We start from the raw sequence: 20,663 nt of genomic DNA on the forward strand, positions 1-20,663 counted from the left end.
GTCTACACCTAGTGTTTGAATATTCATGATGATTCGCCTCTTGGGTTTCGTCACCTTCAGCCTAGTTTAGGGTGGGAGGCGAGTCATCTTATTAGTCCTAACCCCCGCTCACTGTCCGCGAAAACACCTCTTTAGAGTTTCCAGATCGACGCGCCGCTGATCCGTTTCACAGAAAGGACCCATAATTTCTGGAAGTCGACTATTTGACCATATGTCGGACATTACCTATTGTATGTATGACATACATAGGCGATCTTTTTTATCCATGTCAGATACGACACCCCATTCTGCACCAGCCCGCACCGATATCACCGAACGTATCGCCGAGGCGATCTTCTCCGGGCATTACCAGCCCGAAAGCTTGCTCCCGCGAGAGGTCGACCTGTGCGAGCAATACGGCGTCAGCCGCAGCACCATGCGCAATACCCTGCACACCTTTGTTGCCAAGGGTATTCTGAAACGCATTTCCGGCAAGGGCACTCGAGTTCAGGAGATGTCCGAGTGGCATCTGCTGGATCCCCGCGTGATGCGCTGGATGGCCGCCCACGGCAGCGATAACCAGCGTTTCGAGCGCGAGATGTACGCGTTTCGCGTTGCCGTCGAACCCTTTGTCACCTCAATGGCCGCCCAGCTGGCTACAGCCAGTGACCTGGTGGCGATAGAAGCCGCCTTCGACGGCATGATCGCGGCATCCCAACAAGCCGACCTGATGTGGCAAGGGCGTAGCCATAACGATTATGACGTCTCTTTTCATGAAGCCATTTTCGCGGCTTCGCACAATATGATCTGGACGCAACTGAGCCATCTGTTGCGGCCCTCGATCACCCTATTGGTAGAAAAATCCAACCACAGTGCCGATGAGCTTCAGGACAGTATGGAGCGACATCGCAAGGTGATGGAAGCCATTCGTTTGCGTCAACCGGAGGCGGCTTATACGGCCGCCCTGGGCGTACTCGAACGGACAGGTCGTGATCTGGGCGTGGAAGAGCAGCCTGGTGACCTCCCCCTGCTGCCCCCTTTGGGAGCAGCGCTCTAATGATGCGGCGCTTTGCCGTTTGTTTGATTTAACAACAACAAGAAAACATCAACTAACTCACAGGAAATCCTCATGATGAATAGAAAATCCTTGAAGTGGCTGGGTCATGCCTCTGTGGCGGCTCTGTTTGGTTTGGTAGGAATGACAGCGCAGGCAGCAGACTATAACTGGACCTTCCAGACCTCGGAAAACGCGGGCGAACCCCAGTTCGAAATCAAGAAACAGTGGGCCGAAAACGTTAAGTTGATGTCCGGCGGCAAAATCGAGATTGAAATTCTGCCCGTTAACGCCGTGGTCAAAGCCAATCAGACCCTGGATGCGGTGAGCTCGGGCATTCTGCAGGGCCACCTGACCGATCCCAGCTATTTCTCGGGTCGCGATCCCGCCTTTGGCATGCTCGGCAATCTGGTCGGTGCCTGGGGCGATCCGCTGGAGTTCCTCGATTATATGAAATACAACGGCGGCGAGCAGATCTATAACGAGCTGGTTGAGCCCTACGGCGTGCACCTGATCGGCGCGGCGGCCACCGGCCTCGAAGCCTTCGTTTCCAAGAAGCCGCTGCGTACCGTGGAAGATATGAAAGGCCTGAAGCTGCGCGCCCCCGAAGGTATGGTTTACAACATTTTCCAGAAAGCCGGCGCAACACCGGTTAACCTGCCGGGCTCCGAGGTTTACACCGCGCTGGAGAAAGGCGTTATCGATGCCGCGGACTACACCGTATTTTCGACCAATTACGATCAGGGTCTGATGAGCTTCGCCAAGTACCCTAACTACCCGGGTTTCCATTCCCTGCCAATGGTGTCGGTCTCCCTCAACAAAGAGATCTGGGACGGGCTGACTCCGGAACTGCAAGCGATTCTGGAAACCTCGGTCGACGCTATGGCTTACGAAATGGTTGCTAAACTCAAAGCACGCGACCTGATTGCGGTGAAGAAAGCCCGCGCCGACAGCTCTATCACCATCATCGATATGGCTCCGGAAGAGCGCGCCAAATTCCGCAACATCGCCAAGCAGGAATGGGAAGTCTGGGCCAAGAAGAGCCCAATGAATCAGAAAATTTACGATTCGGTTGTCGCCTACCTGAGCGATCGCAATCTGATGTGACTATTCGGGAAGCCTGTGCTTCCCCATATTCCTCAACCTTGACAACGGGCCGGACACGGCCCGTATTTCGATGGCTATGACGCTCTTGCGGAGGATCAATGCCCAGTTCCAGCAATTCCCCGGGCCCCTACCCGGCTTCTGATCAGAGGGCAGACCCTTTGATCGCACCAGAAGCGAAAATCACCGACGGTGCTCGCAACGATCTGGATCGCTTTATTATCAACAGCGGCTCCCTGGCGGCCTGGCTGGTATTTGTGGCCATGTCGATCAGCGTCTTCGAAGTCTTTATGCGCTATGGGTTTGATTCCCCCACCTCCTGGGTGCATGAATCTGTGGTCTTTGTCATCGCGGTCTGTTTTTCCCTCGGCGGCCCTGTGGCTCTTGCGAGCAATCGTCACATTCGTGTGCGCGTGCTTTACGACCATGTCAGCCCCGCCATCCGCATCTGGATGGACCGCTTTAATGATCTGGTGACGCTCTGCTTTTGCGTTGTCATGTCCTACGCCGGTTTTAAAATGTTCTGGAGTGCCTCCCACAACCCCATGGGTGACTGGCAGCTGGAACGCTCCGGCACCTCCTGGAATCCACCGTTTCCGGCCATGGCCAAAGCCTTTATTCTGCTCGCCCTGGCCCTGATGACTCTGCAGGCGCTGTTGCACCTGATCGAATCCTGCAAGCGCTCCGCCCGCAATCCGGAGGCCGATTGATGGATATCGCTAATGCCACTATTTTGATGGTCGGCCTGATCTTTGCCCTGCTGGTGACCGGCCTGCCACTGGCCTTTATTACCGGCCTGATCGCCATGGCCTTTACCTTTGGCTGGTTCGGCCCGAATGCCCTGCCGCTGGTGACCAGCCGGGTATACGGCTTCGTTACCGAATATTCGCTGGTCGCGGTACCGATGTTTGTCTTGATGGCCTCGCTGCTGGACCGATCGGGCATCGCCAAGGACCTGTTTAACGCCATGCGTATGTTTGCCGGGCGCTTGCCCGGCGGGGTCGCGGTACAAACCATTATCGTGGCCTTTTTCCTGGCCGCACTGTCCGGCATTATCGGCGGCGAGATCGTGCTGTTGGGTATGCTGGCCCTGCCACAGATGCTGCGCCTGGGCTACGACAAACGCCTGTCGATTGGGGTGGTATGCGCCGGCGGCGCCCTGGGCACCATGATGCCCCCCTCTATCGTGCTGATTATTTACGGCATGATCGCCAGCGTTTCCATCGCCGACCTGTTTACCGCCGCGATCACACCCGCCGTGCTCCTGATGGCCGCTTATATCGCCTATGTGCTGGTGCGCTGCTTCCGCAACCCCGCTCTGGGCCCACCCCTCAGCCCGGAAGACACCGACGCCGGTTTCAGTAGCAAGGGCGAGGCCCTGCGCGCCATTATGATTCCCGCTCTGATTGCCGGCATGGTACTGGGCAGCATCTATGGCGGTATCGCCTCGGTGACCGAAGCCGCCGCCATGGGCGTATTCGGGGTTCTGCTGGCGATCGCGTCTCGCGGTGAATTTTCCATCAAGACCCTGCACGGCAGTCTCGGCCAGACCATGACCACCTGCGGCATGATCATCTGGATTGGTATCGGCGCTGCGGCACTGGTCGGAGTCTACAACCTGATGGGCGGCAACCGTTTTGTCTCGGGCATGATTCAGGGCATGGAGGTGGCACCAATTCTGATCATCCTGGTGATGATGGCCATTTTGCTGTTGCTGGGCCTGTTCCTGGACTGGATTGGCATCGCCATGCTGGCCCTGCCCATTTTTATCCCGATTGTCGTGCAACTGGGTTACGACCCCATCTGGTTCGGCATCCTGTTTGCCGTCAATATGCAGGTCTCCTTCCTGTCGCCGCCCTTTGGCCCCGCCGCCTTTTACCTGAAAGGGGTGGCACCACCGGGGATCAGCCTGAAAGATATCTATATTTCGGTGCTGCCCTTTATCGCCATTCAACTCTGTGTGCTGGCCATGATCCTGATGTGGCCGCAGATACCACTGTGGATGCTTAACTGAGTCTAAACCATGAAAATTACCGGATTAAAAACCTGGCAAGTGCCCCCCCGCTGGTTGTTCCTGAAAATTGAGACCGACGCCGGCGTCTATGGTTGGGGCGAGCCCGTGGTAGAAGGCCGCGCCGCCACCGTCGAGGCCGCCGTGCACGAACTGTCGGACTACCTGATCGGACAAGACCCGCACCGTATCGAGCACCTGTGGAACATGATGTATCGCGGTGGTTTCTATCGTGGCGGCCCCATCCTCATGAGTGCCATTGCCGGCATCGATCAGGCACTGTGGGATCTTAAAGGGCGGGATCTCGGAGTACCCGTTCACCAACTGCTGGGCGGAGCCTGCCGCGACCGCATGCAGGTCTACGCCTGGACCGGCGGCGACCGTCCGGAAGATGTCGGTAGCGGCGCCAAAGCCTTGGTCGACAAGGGCTTTAGCGCTTTCAAAATGAACGGCAGCGCCGAGATGGCCATAGTCGACAGTCACCGCAAAATAGACGAAGCCGTGGCCCGGGTTGCCGAAGCCCGTGCCGCCGTGGGTCCCGATGTCGGCATCGCGATCGATTTCCATGGCCGGGTTCACCGCCCGATGGCGAAATCCCTCTTGCGCGAACTGGAAGCCTATAACCCCATGTTTGTCGAGGAACCGGTACTGCCCGAGCACCTGCCCTGTCTGAAACAGATCGCCGGTAACCTCAGTTATCCGCTGGCCACAGGTGAGCGCTTACATACCCGCTACCAATTCAGAGATCTGATGGCCGATGGCATGATCGATATCATCCAACCCGACCTGAGCCATTGCGGCGGCATCAGTGAGGGGCTCAAGATCGCCACTTTGGCCAGCGCCCACGATGTGGCTCTGGCACCCCATTGCCCGTTGGGCCCCTTGACCCTGGCCGCTTCTTTGCAACTGGATGCGGTCTGCCATAACGCCTTTATTCAGGAGCAGAGTATGGGCATTCACTACAATCAGGGGAACGATGTGCTCGATTACCTGAGCGACAAATCGGCGCTCAAGATCGACAACGGCTATATCGCCATTCCCGACGGACCGGGGCTGGGGGTCGAGATCGATCAGGCCTACGTCGAGGAGCGGGCCAAGATCGGTCATCGCTGGCGCAACCCTGTGTGGACCCACGACGATGGCAGCATCGCCGAATGGTAAGCCCATACCCATCTTCTCTGGCCAAGGATGCCTTATGAATCCACAGCAACACCACAGCCTGCAGCAGGGGCTGGCCCAATTGCCCTTGATCGCTATTTTACGCGGTATTACCCCCGATGAGATCGAACCGGTGGCAGATGCCTTAATCGACGCCGGATTTCGCTTTATCGAGGTGCCGCTCAATTCCCCCAACGCCTGGGACAGCATTGCCCGCTTGCGTACCCACTGTCCGGAGCCGATATTGATCGGCGCCGGTACCGTGCTCAGCACCGAGCAGGTCAGCCAGCTGGCGCAACTGGGCGGCAGTTTGCTGATCACCCCCAACACCAATCCGGAGGTCATTCGTGCCGGTGTGGATGCGGGTCTGGCGCCCTTTATCGGCTGCATGACGCCCTCGGAAGCCTTTGCAGCTGCTCAGGCCGGCGCCTGCGCCCTGAAGCTGTTCCCCGCCGCCCGGTTAGGGCCAGACTATTTCAAAGATCTGAAAGCCGTACTTCCCGCTGGGCTGCCGGTGTTGGCGGTCGGCGGCGTCAATGTCGATAACATGGCCGAATGGCATTGGGCCGGCATTGGCGGTTTTGGCTTTGGCAGCAACCTGTATACCCCGGGCCGCCCGGCGACCGAGGTGGGCCGCATCGCCGCCGAACTGGTCGCCGAATGGCACCGCCTGCAACAACGCCATTCCCAACAATCCGGCAGCCATGACTGAATCCGATAGGGTTAAACCCTTAAATCACCGTCTGATCGTGATCGACTGGGGCACCAGTAATTTTCGCGCCTATCTGCTCGACGCCGCGACAGGGCAGTGCCTGGATCAGCGTGAATCCAATCAGGGCTTGATGGCTCTGCAACGGGATCAGTTCGCCGGTTACTGCTTGTCTCAGGTGGAACAGTGGCGCGAAGCCGGCGCGGTACCGCTGTATCTGTCGGGCATGGTCGGCTCGGCCCGAGGCTGGCTTGAAGCGCCGCAACCCGATCTGCCGCTGGGGTTTGCCGAACTGGCCCAGCAGGCCATCGCCATTCCTGAACTGCACAATGGCTGGATTCTGCCGGGCGCCAAACAGGTGACCGATACTCATGTTGATATAATGCGCGGAGAGGAGATTCAGGCGCTGGGCGCGCTGACGCTGGCGAATCAACAAAGTGCATATTGTTGTTTGCCTGGCACTCACAGCAAATGGGTCCAGCTTCAACAACAACGCATTACCGGATTCACCACTTTGATGACCGGAGAACTTTACCAGGCGGTACGCGACCACACCCTGCCCGGCGAACCCGCTCGCCAGCATGCCCCTTTCGATGCCCGGGCCTTTGCCCTGGGCTTGCAACGGGTGAATGATCATGGCGGGCTGTTACACGCCCTGTTTGAAACCCGCAGCCGCTCGCTCTATGCTGACCTCAGTGACTCGCAGGCAGTGAGTTATCTGTCCGGGGTTTTAATCGGTGAGGAGGTGCGGGCCATGGGTTCACAGCATCCGGACCTGAGTGATCTGCTGCTGGTGTGTTCGCCCAACCTGCGAGAACCCTATACCCAGGCCCTGCAGCACCATCGCATTCGAGTGCAGTGGTTTGATAGCGCCAGCGCCACCTTGGCTGGCATGCGGGAACTGTTCCGTCACCATCAAAGCGTCAGCGCAAAATGATCAACTCTCATCATAATCACAGTTATCAACAGAAGCTGAACCCCCCATGTTGACATCCCCCTACTCGATTCTGGTTATGGGCACCTCGGGTTCCGGCAAGTCGCTGATCGGTGACATGCTGGCCAAACGTCTCGGCGTTCGCTTTATCGATGCTGACGATCATCATAGCCCGGCCAACGTCGCCAAAATGTCGAACCTGATTCCACTGACTGACGATGACCGGGCCGATTGGCTGGCCACGCTTTCTGGCTTCTACCAGCAAGCACGGGACAACAATCAGGATCTGGTGATCGGCTGTTCGGCGTTGAAAAAACGCTATCGCGATCAACTCAGGCTGGGTGCACCCGAGCTAAAAATTATTTATCTACACGGAGACTACGACCTGCTGCTGGAACGCATCAAGGGCCGTCAGGGGCACTTTTTCAAGGGTGACAGCATGCTCAATAGTCAGCTCAGGGATCTGGAAATCCCCGTCGATGAAGGCGCCATTCGGTTGGATATTGGTTTAAGTGCCGAACAGCTTGTTGAACACGCGCTGCTGTCACTCAGGGCCAATCAGGATGCCAGCCCGCCCCCCTGAACATGTGACGAATAATCGGTTACACGACCGATACTGGCCAATGACAACCCAGGTTGCCCTTTCCAGGAATGGATAACAGACCGATCTGTGGATTGCACGAGACGGCAATTTTTATGCGATACTCAACAGCATCGCTTGCCCACACTGGCCAGGTGCCGGTATAAAGCACTTCAACCATCGACTGACACCATCGCAGGACAACCCCAGACCATGTACGGATTACTGCTTTTACTGCACATACTGGGCGCCACCATCTGGACGGGCGGGCACATTGTGCTGGCCAGCATTATTCTGCCACGGGCGCTGCAAGAGCGTTCTCCCGAGCGCCTGCTGGAATTTGAATCCCGCTTCGAAAAAATTGGCATGCCGGCGCTGATCGTGCAAATTGTAACGGGTTTGATGCTGGCGCATCGACTGGTGCCCAATATCAATCAATGGTTTGATATGAGCAACCCGTTGGCTCACGGCATCGCTGCCAAACTCACGTTGCTGGCGCTGACCTTTGGTTTTGCTTTGAATGCCCGACTTCGCGTGATTCCTTCCCTGTCCCAAGACACACTACCAACCATGGCCTGGCATATTTTTCCGGTGACTCTGTTTTCCATTCTCTTTGTCACGGTTGGTGTCGCCTTTAGAACCGGCTGGTTCTATTAAACCCGAAAAGGTTCGCGCGAATATTAGTGTTGCCTTAAAGACTGCTCAACACCCAGCATCTGATGATCAAAAATCGCTACAAAGGCATCGATGGACTCCGTCGCCAGATTATAATATTCGATCGCTTCCAGGGTGACCTTATCTTCCGATAATAGCTCACGTTTTATACTGTCCGTGAGCTGCTGGCACTTGGATTCTGCTGTGCTGGTCAGGCTTCGCAATGGTCCCGATCGATGCTGGTAGCCTCTGGCTAAGCGGTTGAGCACATCACCGGCGATCGATTCGATCTGTGTTAACAGGAACTGCATACGAATTTTTTCCACACTGCTGCAACGCTTGGCCGCCGCCACACCGGTGCCCAACGCCCGCGACTGACCCACGTATTCAGACACCAGCAACAGTTCGCGATACAGCACATTAATTTCCGGGTGCTCGACAATGGCTTCCCGCACCAGTTGATGACCGATGGCCTGATCTTCAATCAGATTCAGCAAATTACTGATCAGACAACAATGCCGACGAAAGCTGTCTGGCGACGTTAACTGGCTGTAATCTGCCAGCAAGGCATTCCAGTCGTTCAAGAACAACGTCCAGCGTTCATTATAATTCAGTTGCACCGCCTGAGTTAACGCTTGACGGGCGGTGTTGATATCACTGCGAAGCTGATTGATCGATGCCAGTAATGCCTTATCGCCTTTTAGATAACCGCTACTGAGCCCTCGGTGTTTTTGCGTCAGAACAACCAACTTCTGAAGCGACTGCAACAGCTCTACCCCCTGCAACTGTTCACTTTTTTTACGCCGAGCACAACACAACCGGATCGCCATTAACGCGATCAGCGCCAAGCAAACGGCAAACCCTAAAGCAATTAACAAACTGTTCATGATTCCTCCTTGTCCTGGATGGTCGACAGGTCATACAGGTAACTGGCCACCTTGGCCGTTTCAATGGATACGGCGGTACTTTCCTGCACTCCTACTACCAAACCTTCCAGATGGGATGAGATCTCCTGCGTCGCCTGTTGTTGTTGCTCCGTATTGCTCGAGACCTCAACCACCTGTTGCTGCACATCCTGGGTTTGTGTGCTGATCGTACCTAAGGATTGAGCCAGTTGGCGGGTTTGTTGATGACTGGCTTCGGTGCTAGCCACAACGGCCTGCATGCTCGTTGTAACGGTTTCACTTTTATCCCGAACACTCGCGATACGACTGATGATGTCATCAGCTGTACTCTGGGAGCTCGACGCCAAATCCCGTACCTCATTGGCTACCACGGCAAAACCACGCCCCATATCTCCGGCTCGGGCGGCTTCTATCGAGGCATTCAATGCCAGTAAGTTGGTCTTGGCGGCAATATCCAGAATGGCATTGGACATATTGCTGACATCGGACGCGTGTTGATCCAGCTCGCTCATCAGCTGATTGGTTTGCTGTGCCTGACGGGCAACCTGATTTATGGATTCAGTAACCAGTGCCAGCGTCTCGGTACCTTCAATGGATGATTGATGGGCATGAACAGCCGCCGCTTCCACCTTGCCATGTTTGTCGACCACAGAGCCCAGGCTCTGGCTCATTTCAACCACCGCGGCCGCGATGGATTCGGTGGTTTCTGATTGTTGCCGGGCATGCTTTGATACCCATCGCGCCGACTTTTTCAGTTCACCGGATGAGTAAGACACTTCGACCAGCTTGGCTTCCAGGCGCTCCCGGCTACGCTGTAATTCCAGCAACAACTGATTAAAAGCGCTCAGCTTATCCAACAGTGGCAGTTGGTTTATTTGCAGGTCGCGGTAATCAAATGCTGCAGCGTCGGTCTGTGCACAACGCCGCTCAAATTGCGTTAACTGTGCCACTACGGTGCCAATGAACGAACCCAGCAGCATCAGGCAAACAGCGGCATTGATAACTAACCACCCTTGCGGCACTGGCAATAGATGACACAACAGGCAATAAAACAGAAATACGATTAGCAACCCGCAGGTTTTTTGCATTCCGATCCATTCCAGCAACAATACCGCTGGATACAACAATAGCGTACGCATGAGATACCCGGATTAGTGCATGTAGGGATTACATTGCAAGGAACAATCCAATTTGCGCTAACCACCCAACAGCGTGCCCGTTATCAGGCATAGACCGATCATCGCCGAAAAAAATGAGACCAATTTCTCGCTCAAAGCGCACTAAAATAAAGCCCTCGACTCAAAACAGGGCACAATCGATACAGGCCCCCTCAGGGTATTTGTCAGTCTCTTCTGGCGTATGAATACGATCGTAAAACAACGGTTACTATCTTGATTCTTGCTGGGTCCACTCTGTGAAACCGATGATTACTAGCCCATGCCCCCAAGCTCCCGATAAATAATCAATAAAGCCAAGACCTCTGGAAAACACTACCAGACTCTTCATAAAGACGTGCTAAAGATTGCCAAAAGTGAAGTTTCAGCCTAATAACTAATCACCTACAATTCTTAACCCACGACCAGAAAGCATTAACTTTTTTATCCTTTTTGCTATATAAAAGAAGAGCCTCTGATCGATAATGCCCAGAGGCTCATTTGCTATTATTGATTAAGGCACCTCTGAATAATTCAGATGAACTCTGGCTTTCAGGCGAATCCCGAATCGCGGCACGTCTTTGCAGTAAGGTCCAGACCTTTCAAAAAGGCGCAACAAAGAGTCTGGGTTCGCCTGAAAGCCCCGTAGGGCGGTCCTAAAATGGTTTTTCTCGGTGTTGAAGCCCTTGTTCAGGTCTCGACATGAACGGCGAGCTTCGCCTTGATAAAAACCATTTCCAGGATCCGCAGAGATCTATCCGAATGAATCAAAGGTGCCTTAGATTAAAGGCTTCCCGACACGCCCCTCGTTCTTCACAACGCTTCAACAGGTTAGGCCAGTTTTCTTGTCCCCGGGCAATATAACTGCTCGGATCTTCCAGAAAGTTTTTTTCTGAGGCGCTGTTGTGATTCAAATACAGCTTACCGTCAATAATGGACCAACTGTCAGGCCGGGTAGATGCAGTAAAGTTATGTGCCGAGGCGAACGCACAGTAGCCACCATATTGTGGTGCATACCGCTCAGGGTTTGCGATAAAGGCATCTCTGTTCTGGGCATTGGAAAATCGCCACTCCGTTCCTTTCCATACATGCTTGTACTCTTCTTTGCCTTTCACCGCCGGATCTCCTGGGTTCAACGAAAAGTAAGCCACTGGATCGTAACCTTTTATGGCACCCAAGCGTTTATGGGAGAAAACTTCCGGATCCGCTGCCCAAATCAGCCCTGAGCTTGTCAAAAACAATAGTAATAATCCATTTTTTAGCATCGTCATCATATCGTCACTCATCCCTCAAAAGTATGCTGTGCTCATATGCTTATCTTTGAGTAACAAACCCGTACGGCTGTTACTCAATAAGTGAGATCATGACGATGCATCAATTCTTTCACTTTTTTTGTTTACATCATTTTTTATCGAACCGAATGCCGATTGGGCGGTCTACGCTCAGGTATCGTGATACAAATGTTAGAAATTACGGATTGTTTGTTGATAAATACACTACAGAGCTTGTAACTGTTATGTATTTATCGATCCAGGAAGGATAAATGAGATTAACAATACTTCGCTATATCGGGGCAGGTCTAGGTCTGTTGGTTTTATGGTTATACCTTCTGTACCTGTCGCGCATCTTTGCCCATGATTACGCTGGCTTTCTCGCGGGCTATATCACCAACAGCTGTGCCTTTGACGATGCAGTAGGTCGTTGTAGCAAATTCAAGTGGGATAGCGATCTAATGATTGCGGCCTATATCTCTTACGCACTGGTTATGACCGGTGTAATTATTGCCAGCATGAAGATTCTGAATTCCAAGGCATCACGTTTAATTAAGCAAGCGGCTATTACGGCCTATGTGCTCAGCTTTCCTACCTATACTCACTGGGGCGTGGCCTCAATCTGCAAAGGTTTCGGGGGATGCAGCGTGGCCTATCATATTGAGCTGATCACCCCGTTAATCATGTCTACCAATCCGATACCTATGCTAATTAGCCTGGGCATTGCCGGCGGCTCGGCTTGGCTCTATAGCCGATGCTTCAAGATTGGTTTCTAATTCTTCTTATTATTCAAATTTATGGGGTTGTTTAAAGTGATTGAATATCTGTTTTAGCTCAGCTATTTCAGCATCCCCTATACCATCAAATTGAATACCATAATTATTGATATCGTCTTGTTGATCATGGTGAATTATTTTTCCCATCAGGCTGATCTTTTTTCCTGATACTCCCTCATTAACACCAGGAATATACAACCTGAGATTAACGAGTTCTTGCTGATCGAAGGCTTCTACACAGCGAATTTTTACACCATTCATACTGAGATCTTCTGTCAAGCCGTCGCTGCTTACCTCTCCCTGGGTGATAGCCACGCGCAGCTTGCTTTGCACTCTTGGTTCGGTTCGTTTTTCTCTTTTATCGGCCTGAACGGTATCGCTGAAATCAGTCTCAAAGCCACGCAGATGACCATCCAGCTCATCTGATATTTGATAGAGATCACTCGCTACCATCGAAGTCGTACTCGCTTTGTCGCCACTTTCACGTAGGACATCGATTAGTTTTTTTAGTTGATCATCTAATAGCTGCAAGCTTTCTACCTGTTGCTGGTTGATCTCCGATATAGACTTGGCTCCTTCTGTTGTTTGAGTAATACCTTCAGACATTCTGCTAAAGGACTCTACCGTTTCCTGAGACTTCTGTTGCGATTGATTCACATTCGATACGACTTGCTGCATGGCACTTTCTGAACTTTCTACCTTGTCGGTCAACTGTGCAATCAACTGGGTTATCTCATTGCTCGAAATTGACGTGCGTGACGCCAGGCTGCGCACTTCATCGGCAACCACGGCAAAGCCTCTTCCTTGCTCACCGGCACGGGCCGCCTCGATGGCCGCGTTCAATGCCAATAAATTGGTTTGTTCCGCAATGGTGTTTATCGATGCAGTGATTTCATGGATCTTTTCGGTAAACTCTTTCAGCTCAGTCATCTGACCAGCCGCGCGCTGCACACTATCCACCGCACTATTTAATGTATCGATATTTTCATTCACAACCGATATGCCATATTCGGTCTGCTGGCTATTATCTTCAGATACCTTGCTGGAATGTTCAATCTGGTCGCTAATCAGGGTAGATGTGTCAAGTAAGGCGTTAATGGCAACCAACACCTGCTCCGAGCTTTTCTGCTCCACCTGGCTGGCGGATGATATTTCTGCCGACACCGTCGAAACCTGCTGCGCCGAATGGGCCATCTGGCTGCCATTTTGCTGTACCGCTGTAATAATATGATGCAAGGCCGTACGCATGTTCTCTACATTAGTGGTCAGTTGACCCAACTCATTATTGTACAGTTTTCCCATGTCGTATTTTTTCAAGTTACCCTTGGCAATACGACGGGTGGTATCTATTACGGTAGTTAATGGGCCGGTAATGCTGGAAACGATAATGCTGGATAACATCAGAGCTATAAACAGGGCAATCACACAACCAATAATTTGATTGCGCCGCATTGTTTGAATATTACTGTCCGATTCGTTGGCCAACATACCCACGGCTTTATTCATTGCCGCCAAAACCTTTACCGAATGGCCACTGATAGCTTCCAGCTGACTCGTCTGATAGTTGCCTGGATCAAATGCATTGATGGTGGTGATGTGCTGCTGCCACAGATCAGCCACCATTGATAGTTGTTGGTATGCAATAGGATCGGCTTTGGGCACCACCACCGGTTTGGTCATACCCAGATCGGAGAAGGTTTCTCCGCCCTGCATCAGCGCCTTCAAGGAGACATCAAACAAATCTCGCGACTTGGTGAAACTATCAGCGTTGTATTTCTGTTTACTATCTTTGGCCACCTCAACTGCCAGGAGAAATTCCTTGGTCAGTTTTTGCGTCAGCATACGTTGCCGCCCCGCAATATTGACTACCAATCCATCACTGCTTTGCTGATCCAGGGAAATTGTGGTGTACCCCACCAGAGTCGTAATAACGGCAACGAACAGCACCATCAGCATTTGCAGCTTACGCTTGATCGTGAGGTGGTCCAAACCAAAACCGGAGAAGATCGAAGAGTGGGTAGCAGACATGGATTGCTCCTATTCTTTGAATGAACACACTGAGGGGGCTGGCCTATCGACCCACTGTCAGCGTCATTCACATCTGTCCCATTAAGCTAGACAGGAATACGCATATCATCAAGCATCGCGGTGCATATGAAACGCTCTTCATTCTCCAGAGACCCACAGATGGCCATATATCCAGTTAGGCTCTAATAGCTCTTTTTTATATTCCGGTTCAAACTATTCAACCGTCAGCAATTCGCTGTCCTGATTCACAACAGCCGACCAGAGTTGTACATTTTCCAACCAGAAAGAGCCAACACACAGTCACTCCCTCATGCAATGAGCACTACTGCTCATATCCCCTAAATTCACGCCAGATTCCTTGCCTTGCAGGACCGATTACTTCTACCATCCCCCGCTGATAATCTGACAGGGAGTCCCAATGAGCGACGCGCAGCAAGAAACCACAACCAACACGACAACTAACCAGCAAAAAAAAATTGATAACCAGGATCTTTCAAAAAGTGGTTTTTGGATTTCACATCTGTTCACCATTGCAGCCACTATTGTTGGCGTGTATTTGGCGGCGCAAGCGGGCCTTAACCAGGCACTGGTTTTTGATGCGTTACAGACCAAACAGAACAACTTTTATTTGCGCGAATCACTCTATGCCGAGCTGGCCGACAATGCCGCTCAGCTTGCCGATTACAACTCTGAAGTCTTGAGCAAAAACCTGTCCACCAATGCCATCAAGATGGCTAACCCCAAGCTGGATACCTATGTCTGGGACACAATGAAGTTTTCTCCTACGACACTGGAAACGCCCACCTATTTCCTGACCGAGACTCGCCGTTTTTACGCCGAAGTGAATGACATCATCGAGAAGGTTGAAGCCTTTCACTATGGCAATAAATACGCCAGCGGATTGCTGCAGCAGCAGCTTGATCAGATGAACAATCTGGTTCTGCCCAAGCTTAAAGCCAGTGCAGAGGCCATTCGTGTCGATCTGGAGCAGCACGACGTAGAAGTCGATCTGCAAGATGGAGTGAAATAATGGCTCGCCATGCCAGCTGTCCAAGCTGTGACAAACAATATCTGGATACCACTACCTGTTATGATGAAGAACTGGATGTCTGCCGTGCCTGCGGTGGCCACTGGTTTGAACACGACGAATTGAACCGGGTATTGTCTCGCGTTGATAATGGCCACAACGAAGCCGATTACCAGCAACAGTTAGGCCCGGTACTGGGCATCAGCGATCGCCCCTGTCCGGAAGGTCATGGGCGTATGCAAAGCCATCAACTGCTTGCTCAATATCAGGTCAGTATCGATATCTGTGAGCAATGTCAGGGCGTGTGGGTCGATAGCGACGAATTGCACCAGGTCAAGCAATCACCGGCGATCCAGCAAACCCTGGGCACCCTGAACAAGGGTCTGAGCTGGAAGAGCCGTGTTTTCCAGTTTTTGTCCCAGATGCCGGTGGAGTACAACGTCAAACCCAAACGCAAGCCTCTGGTTACCTGGACGTTGATCGCGCTTAATTGCCTGATTTTTCTTAGCTATGTTACCAATCCCGAACTCGGCAATCAGCTGATCATGTTGTTTGGCAACGTGCCCACCGCGACGCTGGCTGGTGAACAACCCTGGACTCTGATCAGCTGCATTTTCCTGCACGGTGATACCTTGCACCTGCTGGGTAACATGTATTTCCTTTATGTCGTCGGCGACAATATCGAAGACGCTCTGGGCCGGCGGCACTTTATCATGCTGTATCTCGGGCTCGGGTTACTCTCCAGCCTGATCAGCGTCGGTATGAACTGGCACAGTGATATCCCTTCCATCGGTGCCAGTGGGGCCATTGCCGGCTTGTTTGGTGTGTATCTGATCTGGTTCCGCAACGCCAGCCTGACCTTTATGATTTTTATTTTTCAGAAGAAGCTGTCACCCATCTGGTACTTTGCCATTTGGGTAGGCCTTAACGTTGCAGGCATGGTGGTTGACGAAGGCGGTATCGATTACTGGGCACACATCGGCGGTTTTGTCAGTGGACTATTGATCGGCTACATCCTGAAGCCCTACATCTTTAAACGAAACCCGTTGCTGGAAATGCTGGCCCATCCGGCGGCAGTGGTGAGCCGTTAGGCTTTTCAAGCAACCGTTTTTCTATCTACCTTCCTCATAACCCGGTGCATTCAGGCGACGGAACAATACTAACCATTCAATCGCTGAGTGCACTTGGGTTTAGTGGCAATTATTGCCTCGCTTCGCCAAACTGAGTGATCATATTGTTGAGCTTATCTATGCTGGCAACCAACTCTTTATTAGACCGATTGATAGACTGACAACCCTCAAGAGTGTCGGATGCATTACTGCCAATATTGACGATATTGCGGCTGATTTCTTCAGACACGGCACTCTGCTGTTCCGCCGCCGTTGCAATCTGCGCACTCATCTCCGTTATCACATTGACGTTTTCCTGGATGGTTTCCAGCGACGTCTCGGCCTTGATTGCTTCCTCCAGGCTCTGCTCGGCCGTCTGCTTGCTTTCTTCAATTACGTTGACAGCAGCACGGCCGTTTTCCTGCAAGGAAGAGATCATCTGAATAATCTCTCCTGTCGACGTTTGTGTTTTACCGGCCAGAGAACGCACTTCATCGGCCACGACCGAAAACCCGCGCCCCTGCTCACCGGCTCGCGCCGCTTCTATGGCCGCATTTAACGCGAGTAAATTAGTTTGCTCGGCAATACTCGTAATCACATCGACGATTGAACTGATTTTAACACTGTCGGTTTCCAGTCGCTGGATGACCTGTGAGGCCTCATCGACACGCCCTGACAGCTCACCAACGATGCTCTTGGTTTTCCCGACCAGTTCCTGTCCAACCAACACATTGCTGTAGGCTTCCTGTGCCGACACTGCCGTCACCTCGGCATTTTTGGCGACCTCATTCACCGTTGCACTCATCTCGGACATCGCCGTCGATACCTGGTCAACCTCCTCGTTTAGCCGGTTCATATTGGCTTCATTACTGGCGGTCGAGGTGGCGGCTGAACTGGCGGCAACGGCAATATTGCCGACGGCGTCGGACGATCGATAAATGATGGTGCCCTGTTGCGATTTAAGGTAATCAAGTGCTACCTGCAATGCGCCCAACTCATCAGTACGCCCCGTATAAACCTGGCGGGCGATAGGGTTATCAAAAATAGCCTCGGCTTTCTTCGCCGCTTTTACCCAGGGCCGACTAATGCCCACGGCCAAAGCGACTTGACCGATACCTGCCACCAGCAACATGCACAGCAGGGCCGAACCCGTTGTCAGTTGCAAATAAAAGGTTACCAGCGATGCTATCAACAACGGAATTAATCCCGAGAGAATAATCCGGGTCACCATCGAGGGGCTGAATGATAAGAGCTTTTGCAAAAGGTTCGGCCCCTTATTCACCTGCTGATAAAGCGCCTGGGCTCGTTTGACTTTATCGGGTTCGGGTTTGACTCGAACGGATTGGTAGCCAACGGTGTCATCACCCTCATTAATTGCTGTAACAAAGGCATCGACCCAATAATAGTTACCATTCTTGCATCGATTCTTGACCACCCCCATCCAGGATTTATTATCCTTCAGGGTATCCCACAGATTTTGGAAAGCTGCCTGGGGCATGTCAGGATGCCGCACAATATTATGCGCCTTACCGACCAGTTCATCCTTATCGAAGCCACAAATATCGACAAAGTCATCATTAACATGTTCGATAACACCTTTTTTACTGGTGGTGCTAACAATTCGCTGGTTAGCGGCATAGATCCGCTCTTTGTCGGTAACGGGTTGATTTATTTTCATCGGGCTTCCTCCTGACTTTTAAATACTATTCAGCAAGTTCAGGTAAGCCACTATTTTGGTGTCTAGACCAGCGCTAACTTCCTCAAACATTAAAGATGATAATGGGAGATAACCAAACCTGCTGTGTGTACGATGGTGTCAGTTTTAACCGGCCCGACAAATACGTATCGATTCGTAAATCTGCAGCGATCGATCAAAAAACAATCAAATGAATTACGTTCTGCGAACTGACCCTGCGATTAATACCCAGCCTGCCACAGGATTACCCCAAGCCTGATGTTTGTACGATGCTCTGCTTTGAGATTGAGGGGGCACGGGCTTTTTTAATCCAGAAATATAAAACGGCTCAAGCGTTAAATGACCTTCCCACGCCGCTGCCCAATGAGTATCAAACAGTGGTTATTGCGAAATCTTCTTTCGATAAACCCAGATCTGTTTATCCGATAAAAAATCTATCGCCCTGCGCTCCGTTTGACTACCAGCATGAGCATCCAACAGATCAAGTTCGGCTATGGATACTTCATACAAAAAGCCCGATACCCTGTCATTCGAGTCACCGGTATAACTCAGGATGTATTGCTTTGTGGGTTGATCGTTTTCTGCTTTGATTTCTTGCTCTGCATGATTTGGCACAAGGGCTGGTTCTATTAATACATACCCGCTTATTGTGTGTTCAACAGCCATTATCTCGCGATGGAATAATCCCAACGTTTCTTGCTGATGCTTTGTCTCTCCGTGTAGAAACAGTAACTCGGGAATAGCCATATTCGATGTATCCGATACTACCGACTCCTTCGAGACATCTTCCAGATATTGATCAATATTAAACAGATCATAGGCAATCGATGTTACACCCAGCATGGCCACGATCAGGAGTTGCACCGCTGCGATACGAAACCAGGCCGTTCGCCGAACCAGCGAACGCACCAGCTTTTCGAATTCGACATGCTCCTGCAGCTTCTTATGCTCGGTATTCCAGACATTCAGTGGCTGAGTGTTAACCGATCGAGGCTCGTTCCAGGCGACTCTGAATCCTCCTCTGAAACAGGTAATCGCCGCCAGCACCCAGGCAATCCAAAAGCTGAATGAGATCCACCAGAACACCTCCCCGTCCGAATCCTCATCCGTACGATTCCAGACACCGACCATCAGGCCGAACAGCGACAAGAATTGCAGCAACGTGGAGAATTTGGAATCCAGAACTCCCAGTAAATGGCTGGTAAAATCGATTCGGTGCGTCCCAAAAATCCCGTCCTTGTATTGCAACCCTTCCGCATCGATCGCATAACGGGTTATTCGTCGGTGCCAGTAGCGATTTCGTTTTTCTACCTGTTTGCGATCAATAAACAACCCCCAGTCGCGCTTAAGATCTCGCAGAATACGAAACACCAATAACTCCATAAAAAGTGCTTTGTAATCATCAGAATTATTTGGGTGCGGCCGAGTTTTTTTCACACTATCCATAAAGATCCAGCTCTTCAACGATCAATTCCAGAATAACTATAGACCCAGATCGTAGAGAGAACGCATCGGAAATCGGAGAGCTTTCTTCTTCAGTTTCAAGTCCACAAGAATCGGGTCGAATGTTTTAACCAGCACCTCTAGAGTAAACATCAGCACTCATTGGCAAGTTTACTTCAGGAGGTTTTCCATGATGTCATTACACAATAAAGTAGCCTTAGTGACCGGTGCCAGCTCAGGTATTGGCCGATCGACAGCCAAGCTATTTGCGCAACAGGGCGCAAAGGTCGTTGCTGCTGCCCGCACAACAGCGGCACTTGAACAACTCGTCGACGAGATAGAACGCGAGGGTGGTCAAGCCTGTGCACTTGCTGGTGATGTCACCCAGGATTCCTACGCGAGTGCACTGGTTAGCCTGGCCCTCGACAAATTTGGCCGTCTGGATGTCGCCTTTAATAATGCGGGGACATTGGGCCCGATGTTGAGCGTCGATGAACTATCATTGGCGCAGTGGGAGCAAACTCTGAGGACCAATCTTACCGCCGCCTTTTCAGCCGCCCGTTACCAACTACCTGCCATGGCAAAGACCGGCGGCTCGATCATTTTTACCGCCTCCTTTGTCGGCTATACCGTCGGTATGCCCGGCATGACGGCTTATGCCGCCAGTAAAGCGGGCCTGATTGGATTATCCAAGGCCCTGGCGATCGAAGGCGCCGCCAACAATATTCGTGTGAATGCCCTGTTACCCGGCGGAACCGACACGCCTATGGCCAAGTCGTTTGGCGATACTCCCGAGGTCATCGAGTTCGTACAAAACCTGCACCTGCTGAAAAGAATGGCCTCTCCCGACGAGATTGCCCAATCGGCGCTTTATCTCGCCTCCAACGCGTCAAGTTTCACAACGGGCACTGCCATGCTGGTCGATGGTGGATTGTCCATCCATAAAGCCCAGGGCAACTCTTAAGGCACCTCTGAATAATTCGGATAGATCTCTGCGGATCCTAAAATGGTTTTTATCAAGGCGAAGCTCGCCGTTCATGTCGAGACCTGAACAAGGGCTTCAACACCGAG

The 20,663-nt window shown here is 52.0% G+C and carries 20 protein-coding genes; 13 read left to right on the forward strand and 7 right to left on the reverse strand.

All coding sequences use genetic code 11. The annotated features are described in order from the left end of the window. Positions 1-265 precede the first annotated feature (265 nt). The 8 genes from MIB40_RS17115 to MIB40_RS17150 all read left to right on the forward strand — a co-directional run bounded on the left by MIB40_RS17115 (position 266) and on the right by MIB40_RS17150 (position 7,532). Complete coding sequence (locus MIB40_RS17115) at positions 266-1,036, forward strand: FadR/GntR family transcriptional regulator (RefSeq protein ID WP_249696714.1); 771 nt, start codon at positions 266-268, stop codon at positions 1,034-1,036. 72 nt (positions 1,037-1,108) lie between these two features. Next, a complete protein-coding gene (locus tag MIB40_RS17120; protein ID WP_249696715.1) occupies positions 1,109-2,140 on the forward strand; it encodes a TRAP transporter substrate-binding protein in 1,032 nt (343 codons plus the stop codon). Between the two features lie 98 nt (positions 2,141-2,238). Further along, complete coding sequence (locus MIB40_RS17125; protein WP_249696716.1) at positions 2,239-2,847, forward strand: TRAP transporter small permease subunit; 609 nt, start codon at positions 2,239-2,241, stop codon at positions 2,845-2,847. Beyond that, positions 2,847-4,151 carry a TRAP transporter large permease gene (locus MIB40_RS17130; RefSeq protein WP_249696717.1) on the forward strand — a complete coding sequence of 435 codons (1,305 nt, stop codon included), beginning with the start codon at positions 2,847-2,849 and terminating at the stop codon, positions 4,149-4,151. Before MIB40_RS17125 ends, MIB40_RS17130 begins: the two co-directional genes overlap by 1 nt. Before the next feature lie 9 nt (positions 4,152-4,160). Next, positions 4,161-5,309, forward strand: a complete 1,149-nt coding sequence (dgoD, locus tag MIB40_RS17135) for a galactonate dehydratase (RefSeq protein WP_249696718.1) — start codon at positions 4,161-4,163, stop codon at positions 5,307-5,309. A 34-nt stretch (positions 5,310-5,343) separates the two neighbouring features. Continuing rightward, positions 5,344-6,018 carry a 2-dehydro-3-deoxy-6-phosphogalactonate aldolase gene (locus MIB40_RS17140; protein WP_249696719.1) on the forward strand — a complete coding sequence of 225 codons (675 nt, stop codon included), beginning with the start codon at positions 5,344-5,346 and terminating at the stop codon, positions 6,016-6,018. Next, entirely contained in the window at positions 6,011-6,952 is a 942-nt protein-coding gene (locus MIB40_RS17145; RefSeq protein ID WP_249696720.1) for a 2-dehydro-3-deoxygalactonokinase, read from the forward strand. The genes MIB40_RS17140 and MIB40_RS17145 overlap by 8 nt, the downstream gene beginning before the upstream one ends. Before the next feature lie 46 nt (positions 6,953-6,998). Continuing rightward, entirely contained in the window at positions 6,999-7,532 is a 534-nt protein-coding gene (locus MIB40_RS17150) for a gluconokinase (RefSeq protein ID WP_249696721.1), read from the forward strand. A 19-nt stretch (positions 7,533-7,551) separates the two neighbouring features. Here MIB40_RS17150 and MIB40_RS17155 read toward each other — a convergent pair whose 3' ends face one another. Continuing rightward, on the reverse strand, positions 7,552-7,710 hold the full coding sequence (locus MIB40_RS17155) for a hypothetical protein (protein ID WP_249696722.1): 159 nt from the start codon (positions 7,708-7,710) through the stop codon (positions 7,552-7,554). Positions 7,711-7,742: 32 nt separating this feature from the next. Between MIB40_RS17155 and MIB40_RS17160 the strand changes: the two genes are divergently transcribed. Next, a complete protein-coding gene (locus MIB40_RS17160; RefSeq protein ID WP_249696723.1) occupies positions 7,743-8,186 on the forward strand; it encodes a CopD family protein in 444 nt (147 codons plus the stop codon). Positions 8,187-8,209: 23 nt separating this feature from the next. Here the strand turns inward: MIB40_RS17160 and MIB40_RS17165 are convergent, their stop codons facing one another. From MIB40_RS17165 to MIB40_RS17175, 3 genes are all read right to left on the reverse strand, one after another. Continuing rightward, positions 8,210-9,070, reverse strand: coding sequence for a nitrate- and nitrite sensing domain-containing protein (locus MIB40_RS17165; protein WP_249696724.1), 861 nt, complete (start codon positions 9,068-9,070; stop codon positions 8,210-8,212). Next, positions 9,067-10,227: a methyl-accepting chemotaxis protein gene (locus MIB40_RS17170; protein ID WP_249696725.1), complete on the reverse strand. Its 1,161-nt coding sequence runs from the start codon at positions 10,225-10,227 to the stop codon at positions 9,067-9,069. The genes MIB40_RS17165 and MIB40_RS17170 overlap by 4 nt, the downstream gene beginning before the upstream one ends. Before the next feature lie 782 nt (positions 10,228-11,009). Next, positions 11,010-11,516 carry a YHS domain-containing (seleno)protein gene (locus MIB40_RS17175; RefSeq protein WP_249696726.1) on the reverse strand — a complete coding sequence of 169 codons (507 nt, stop codon included), beginning with the start codon at positions 11,514-11,516 and terminating at the stop codon, positions 11,010-11,012. A 269-nt stretch (positions 11,517-11,785) separates the two neighbouring features. On the opposite strand from MIB40_RS17175, the gene MIB40_RS17180 reads away from it, so the two are divergent. Next, positions 11,786-12,289: a hypothetical protein gene (locus tag MIB40_RS17180; RefSeq protein WP_249696727.1), complete on the forward strand. Its 504-nt coding sequence runs from the start codon at positions 11,786-11,788 to the stop codon at positions 12,287-12,289. Positions 12,290-12,298: 9 nt separating this feature from the next. Here MIB40_RS17180 and MIB40_RS17185 read toward each other — a convergent pair whose 3' ends face one another. Then, entirely contained in the window at positions 12,299-14,317 is a 2,019-nt protein-coding gene (locus tag MIB40_RS17185; RefSeq protein ID WP_249696728.1) for a methyl-accepting chemotaxis protein, read from the reverse strand. A 418-nt stretch (positions 14,318-14,735) separates the two neighbouring features. On the opposite strand from MIB40_RS17185, the gene MIB40_RS17190 reads away from it, so the two are divergent. Then, positions 14,736-15,347: a hypothetical protein gene (locus MIB40_RS17190; RefSeq protein WP_249696729.1), complete on the forward strand. Its 612-nt coding sequence runs from the start codon at positions 14,736-14,738 to the stop codon at positions 15,345-15,347. Next, positions 15,347-16,435, forward strand: a complete 1,089-nt coding sequence (locus tag MIB40_RS17195; protein ID WP_249696730.1) for a rhomboid family intramembrane serine protease — start codon at positions 15,347-15,349, stop codon at positions 16,433-16,435. Before MIB40_RS17190 ends, MIB40_RS17195 begins: the two co-directional genes overlap by 1 nt. Before the next feature lie 109 nt (positions 16,436-16,544). On the opposite strand, the gene MIB40_RS17200 is transcribed toward MIB40_RS17195, so the two are convergent. Both MIB40_RS17200 and MIB40_RS17205 read right to left on the reverse strand, forming a co-directional pair. After that, positions 16,545-18,131, reverse strand: a complete 1,587-nt coding sequence (locus MIB40_RS17200; RefSeq protein WP_249696731.1) for a methyl-accepting chemotaxis protein — start codon at positions 18,129-18,131, stop codon at positions 16,545-16,547. Between the two features lie 399 nt (positions 18,132-18,530). Then, positions 18,531-19,595, reverse strand: coding sequence for a hypothetical protein (locus tag MIB40_RS17205; protein ID WP_249696732.1), 1,065 nt, complete (start codon positions 19,593-19,595; stop codon positions 18,531-18,533). Between the two features lie 187 nt (positions 19,596-19,782). Here MIB40_RS17205 and MIB40_RS17210 point away from each other — a divergent pair, with 187 nt between their 5' ends. After that, on the forward strand, positions 19,783-20,556 hold the full coding sequence (locus tag MIB40_RS17210) for an SDR family oxidoreductase (protein ID WP_249696733.1): 774 nt from the start codon (positions 19,783-19,785) through the stop codon (positions 20,554-20,556). The last annotated feature ends 107 nt before the right edge of the window (positions 20,557-20,663 follow it).

The organism is Aestuariirhabdus haliotis (assembly GCF_023509475.1).
Lineage (GTDB): Bacteria > Pseudomonadota > Gammaproteobacteria > Pseudomonadales > Aestuariirhabdaceae > Aestuariirhabdus > Aestuariirhabdus haliotis.

What these genes read in the sequence shown, in the direction of transcription:
- MIB40_RS17175 (WP_249696726.1), bottom strand. Translation starts at nt 11,516, where the DNA reads ATGATGACGATGCTAAAAAATGGATTATTACTATTGTTTTTGACAAGC.
- MIB40_RS17205 (WP_249696732.1), bottom strand. Translation starts at nt 19,595, where the DNA reads ATGGATAGTGTGAAAAAAACTCGGCCGCACCCAAATAATTCTGATGAT.
- MIB40_RS17145 (WP_249696720.1), top strand. Translation starts at nt 6,011, where the DNA reads ATGACTGAATCCGATAGGGTTAAACCCTTAAATCACCGTCTGATCGTG.
- MIB40_RS17125 (WP_249696716.1), top strand. Translation starts at nt 2,239, where the DNA reads ATGCCCAGTTCCAGCAATTCCCCGGGCCCCTACCCGGCTTCTGATCAG.
- dgoD (WP_249696718.1), top strand. Translation starts at nt 4,161, where the DNA reads ATGAAAATTACCGGATTAAAAACCTGGCAAGTGCCCCCCCGCTGGTTG.
- MIB40_RS17210 (WP_249696733.1), top strand. Translation starts at nt 19,783, where the DNA reads ATGATGTCATTACACAATAAAGTAGCCTTAGTGACCGGTGCCAGCTCA.
- MIB40_RS17115 (WP_249696714.1), top strand. Translation starts at nt 266, where the DNA reads ATGTCAGATACGACACCCCATTCTGCACCAGCCCGCACCGATATCACC.
- MIB40_RS17120 (WP_249696715.1), top strand. Translation starts at nt 1,109, where the DNA reads ATGATGAATAGAAAATCCTTGAAGTGGCTGGGTCATGCCTCTGTGGCG.
- MIB40_RS17190 (WP_249696729.1), top strand. Translation starts at nt 14,736, where the DNA reads ATGAGCGACGCGCAGCAAGAAACCACAACCAACACGACAACTAACCAG.
- MIB40_RS17155 (WP_249696722.1), bottom strand. Translation starts at nt 7,710, where the DNA reads ATGGTTGAAGTGCTTTATACCGGCACCTGGCCAGTGTGGGCAAGCGAT.
- MIB40_RS17185 (WP_249696728.1), bottom strand. Translation starts at nt 14,317, where the DNA reads ATGTCTGCTACCCACTCTTCGATCTTCTCCGGTTTTGGTTTGGACCAC.
- MIB40_RS17200 (WP_249696731.1), bottom strand. Translation starts at nt 18,131, where the DNA reads ATGAAAATAAATCAACCCGTTACCGACAAAGAGCGGATCTATGCCGCT.
- MIB40_RS17130 (WP_249696717.1), top strand. Translation starts at nt 2,847, where the DNA reads ATGGATATCGCTAATGCCACTATTTTGATGGTCGGCCTGATCTTTGCC.
- MIB40_RS17170 (WP_249696725.1), bottom strand. Translation starts at nt 10,227, where the DNA reads ATGCGTACGCTATTGTTGTATCCAGCGGTATTGTTGCTGGAATGGATC.
- MIB40_RS17180 (WP_249696727.1), top strand. Translation starts at nt 11,786, where the DNA reads ATGAGATTAACAATACTTCGCTATATCGGGGCAGGTCTAGGTCTGTTG.
- MIB40_RS17195 (WP_249696730.1), top strand. Translation starts at nt 15,347, where the DNA reads ATGGCTCGCCATGCCAGCTGTCCAAGCTGTGACAAACAATATCTGGAT.
- MIB40_RS17165 (WP_249696724.1), bottom strand. Translation starts at nt 9,070, where the DNA reads ATGAACAGTTTGTTAATTGCTTTAGGGTTTGCCGTTTGCTTGGCGCTG.
- MIB40_RS17140 (WP_249696719.1), top strand. Translation starts at nt 5,344, where the DNA reads ATGAATCCACAGCAACACCACAGCCTGCAGCAGGGGCTGGCCCAATTG.
- MIB40_RS17160 (WP_249696723.1), top strand. Translation starts at nt 7,743, where the DNA reads ATGTACGGATTACTGCTTTTACTGCACATACTGGGCGCCACCATCTGG.
- MIB40_RS17150 (WP_249696721.1), top strand. Translation starts at nt 6,999, where the DNA reads ATGTTGACATCCCCCTACTCGATTCTGGTTATGGGCACCTCGGGTTCC.